This window comes from Gemmatimonadota bacterium, from assembly GCA_040388625.1.
GTDB lineage: Bacteria > Gemmatimonadota > Gemmatimonadetes > Gemmatimonadales > Gemmatimonadaceae > Fen-1247.
The window spans coordinates 1-3,317 of the sequence record JAZKBK010000012.1 but is presented as its reverse complement, the minus strand read 5'-3'; the positions used below and the strand labels follow the sequence as shown (position 1 = coordinate 3,317).

At 60.3% G+C, this 3,317-nt stretch carries 4 protein-coding genes; 1 reads left to right on the top strand and 3 read right to left on the bottom strand.

The window, feature by feature from the left end:
• Window positions 1-134 precede the first annotated feature (134 nt).
• Together V4529_17050 and V4529_17045 are read right to left on the bottom strand one after the other, a co-directional pair.
• On the bottom strand, window positions 135-437 hold the full coding sequence (locus tag V4529_17050; GenBank protein ID MES2360051.1) for a hypothetical protein: 303 nt from the start codon (window positions 435-437) through the stop codon (window positions 135-137).
• 29 nt (window positions 438-466) lie between these two features.
• Entirely contained in the window at window positions 467-934 is a 468-nt protein-coding gene (locus tag V4529_17045) for a hypothetical protein (GenBank protein ID MES2360050.1), read from the bottom strand.
• Window positions 935-1,010: 76 nt separating this feature from the next.
• Here V4529_17045 and V4529_17040 point away from each other — a divergent pair, with 76 nt between their 5' ends.
• Window positions 1,011-2,174: a hypothetical protein gene (locus V4529_17040; GenBank protein ID MES2360049.1), complete on the top strand. Its 1,164-nt coding sequence runs from the start codon at window positions 1,011-1,013 to the stop codon at window positions 2,172-2,174.
• A 780-nt stretch (window positions 2,175-2,954) separates the two neighbouring features.
• On the opposite strand, the gene V4529_17035 is transcribed toward V4529_17040, so the two are convergent.
• Window positions 2,955-3,317: hypothetical protein (locus V4529_17035; GenBank protein MES2360048.1), on the bottom strand; the 363-nt coding region annotated here is incomplete at its 5' end.

Below are 3,317 nucleotides of genomic sequence, written 5' to 3'. Positions count from 1 at the left end.
GGGATAGCGATAGCGAGCTGCGCTGCGCACATCGCGACGAACTTGCGGGACCCGAGGAGCGAGAGGATCGCGCGAACGAAAGGGGAGTCGGCCATCCCCTAGTCTACTATTTTAGTCGTGGCGTCGCGAGTATTTTAGTGACACGAACCGGCGAGCAGCGCGACGACGAGGGCCACGGCCCCCGATATGGCGGCATGGAGCACATAGGTACGGACGACAGAGACGGGATGGATCTCTCGGCGCAGTAGGACAAGCTGACTCGCAATGTGGGGGAGGAACCCCGGGAGCCCGTTCTCGTCGGGGGTGAGACGTCGCATGTCGAGTAGCGCGACCCCCGTAGCTTCGGCCTTCGTTGCGGCGATCTCCGCCCGGCTGATCGCCATCGACGTCAAGGCTTTGAGATCGTCGAACCGTTCGATCAGTTCTTTATCTTGCATGGTCGTCAACCTTCGCGCGGCGGGAGTTCTTATCTTGCATGGGACCTCATGATGAACCCGTCGACTAGGGAGCTAGTGCGTTGGCTGGTTTGCTCTACGGCGGTCTGCCGCGTGATTAGCGCAGTCATATCGGACTGTTTCGCGTAGTATTCCGCGCGCGCCTCGAGGTCGTGGAGGCGCGTCTCGGTCTGCGCTTTCGTTACCCGGCGCTCTTCGATCGCCTCGTCTAGCGCTGCCTTCACCTCGTGCTTGAGGTTTTCCGTCGTGACCAGTCCTTTAACGTACGCGTGCGCTCCCACTGTAACAGCGCAAATCGCCGCGAACTTCCCCAGGAAGGTATGGGCGTCGCTTAGCCACGTCCAAGCTCTTCGGTACCAGGGATGCCCCGTCGAGAGGTCTACGGACCGCAGGGGGGCCCGCGCGGGGGGCGGGTCGCTAGGGGGCAAGGGCCGGCCCTCGACGTAGGCTTTTACGTATTCGGCCTTTTTCTCGTCCACGGACTATTATAGTCGCGGGTCGCGGGGGGTGCACGGGGGGATTGACAACGAAAAGCCCGTGGGCGCAAAGTGCGACATGGTAAAGGTTCTCGCCGCTTGCGTCTCGTTGGCCCTGTCGCTGGGGTTCGCGGACAACGCTTTCGTACCCCTGTTGAGGGTGCTCGCGAACACGTTCGACGCTTTTAGGTACCACCATTTTGCCGCGCGTCTGGCCGAGGTGCCGTTAAACGATCTTGGGAGGTTCGCCGAGAATCTACCCTTCGAGCAGCCCGGTTACGTATTGTTTCTTTCGACGATGTATCGACTTCTAGGAGACTCGCCCTACATAGGGTGCGCCGTCAATTGGGCGCTTTGCGTAGTTGCGGGGCTCATGCTTTGCGATTGCGTCAAGGATCGTGTGGCCTCGACCGTTCCCCTTTTTTGCGTCTGGATTCTGGGGCCCGATACCATCTACTGGTGCGGGTCGACTACGAAAGAACCGCTTGCGGCGCTGCTCTTGATCTTGGGGGTGTGGTCGGTAATCCGTAAGCGCTGGGGGGTTTTCGTGGGGAGTGCTGTTTTGGCGATATGGGTGCGCTCCGCGCAATTGCCTATTCTGGCCGCGGCCGCGCTGTCGTCGTTCCCCCGCCTCCGGAGATTCAGGATCGCCCCGCTTGGCGTCGCCTTCTCTCTTCTCGCGTTGTATGTCTCGTCCTCGGCCGACGACGAGCTTAGCCCTCTGGGCCGCGCGGGACACGATCGTCTTGTGCACGATACGGTGTTCGCGGACAACACTTCACAGGGCTCCATATTGCTAGGGCTCGGCTCTGAAAACCGCATGATCGACGCTTTGGCCGTACTTCCCCGAGGTGTCGTAAACGTGATCGCCCCTTCATACATTAACCCGTTCGCGTTGCCCCTGGTGTCAATAACGGGAACGAGCTGGCTTCTCTGGGCGGGCGGGGTTCTCGCGGCGGGGGCTCTTTTGATGGTGATGTTACAAGGTAACGCCGCAAGCGGAGACGAAACCCCGCGCGAAGTGCACGTGCTTAGGGCCGCGACCCTGATCGCCATTTTGGTTCTTGGGTTCTCGGGGATCATACACGAGCGTTACCATTCGATCGTAGTCCCTACGCTTCTGCCGTGGGCCGCGTGCTGTCTGAAAACAGAGCGGCTTCGCTACGGATACGTGCGTCTCGCGTTCGTGGCGGGTTTCGGTGGGGTATTGATGGCGCTAACGTACGCGGCGCTAAAAACCTAACACGCCCCCTTGCAACATCAGGTAACGGTCTATTGCCTGGATCTGAGGTGCCCCCAACGCGCGCCCCAGGAACACGACCGCGCCGAGGTCCCCTTGTAGAAATCGTGTGGTTAGCGTTGGGTTAAAGCCTATACCTAGGGCATTTGTATTGTTGTTCGTTGCTGTCGCGGCCGAGACTGTCGCCGCGACTTTGCCGTTGATTCTAACCGTGTGCGTCCCTATTCCGTCGTATGCGTACGAAAGAACGTACTTCGTAGAATTGGCGAGAACCGCGGCAGTTTGGACACGCAGCGTATTGAGACCCGCACTCACCGCGACAACCCGGGAGTCGTTACCTACGGCCAAGCCGATGCCGAGCGCATCAGACGCAGAAGCCCACGCGGTTCCCGCACTCTTGTCGAAGAGTGCGCGATATATCTGCGTTACCCACCATGCCGCGGGGGTCTTGTAGAGGCAAGAGACGAGAAAGCCTCCCGTCCCCGTGTTAAACGTGGCCGAGTGCGGGATCGTTAGACGCTTCGTCGTGCCGTCGTACGTGACCCCCGGGAGAGCTCCGAACACGTTCGCGGTGAGTAGGGGCTGATTGGACCCCGTCCCTTCGGCCGCGTTATTAGCGCGCCTTCCTATATCGTTCCACTGCGCGACGCCCGTACCAGGAACGACGCCCGAGTTAGAGAGGAGATAGAGTGTAGGATCGAGCGTCGCGGGATTGCGACGGGGAGCAAGCGAGGCGTTGCCTAAGGAGCTTATGTTTTGCATGATTTGTTTTAGAGAGCCTCGTTATTTTGCCACCCATCCGGTGTTCGTGGAAGCACCAGATTCCTTCACATAGAGAGTCGTGTTCGCACCCCCGGAGGTGTTCAGATAGAGGTCACCAGGCGATCCGGTCTGTGTCCCATTGGGCGTTCCTGCCCCCGAGTAGGTGGCGGGGCCGCCGTTGACCTGGAACCCTCCCGCGCGCTTCGCCCTGAACCGCTCTGTTAGTGTAACGGTGTTGGGGGCCGCCTGCGTTGGCGCCGTGTAGATAACGAAATCGCCCGCGGTCCCGCCCGTCGATTGATCGACGAGAAACCCGCCACTACCGCCAGCGCGCGCGTTCTTCCCCGTGTTGTAATCGTAGTTGCATAGCAGCCCCGCACTGTT

What these genes read in the sequence shown, in the direction of transcription:
- V4529_17050 (MES2360051.1), bottom strand. Translation starts at nt 437, where the DNA reads ATGCAAGATAAAGAACTGATCGAACGGTTCGACGATCTCAAAGCCTTG.
- V4529_17040 (MES2360049.1), top strand. Translation starts at nt 1,011, where the DNA reads ATGGTAAAGGTTCTCGCCGCTTGCGTCTCGTTGGCCCTGTCGCTGGGG.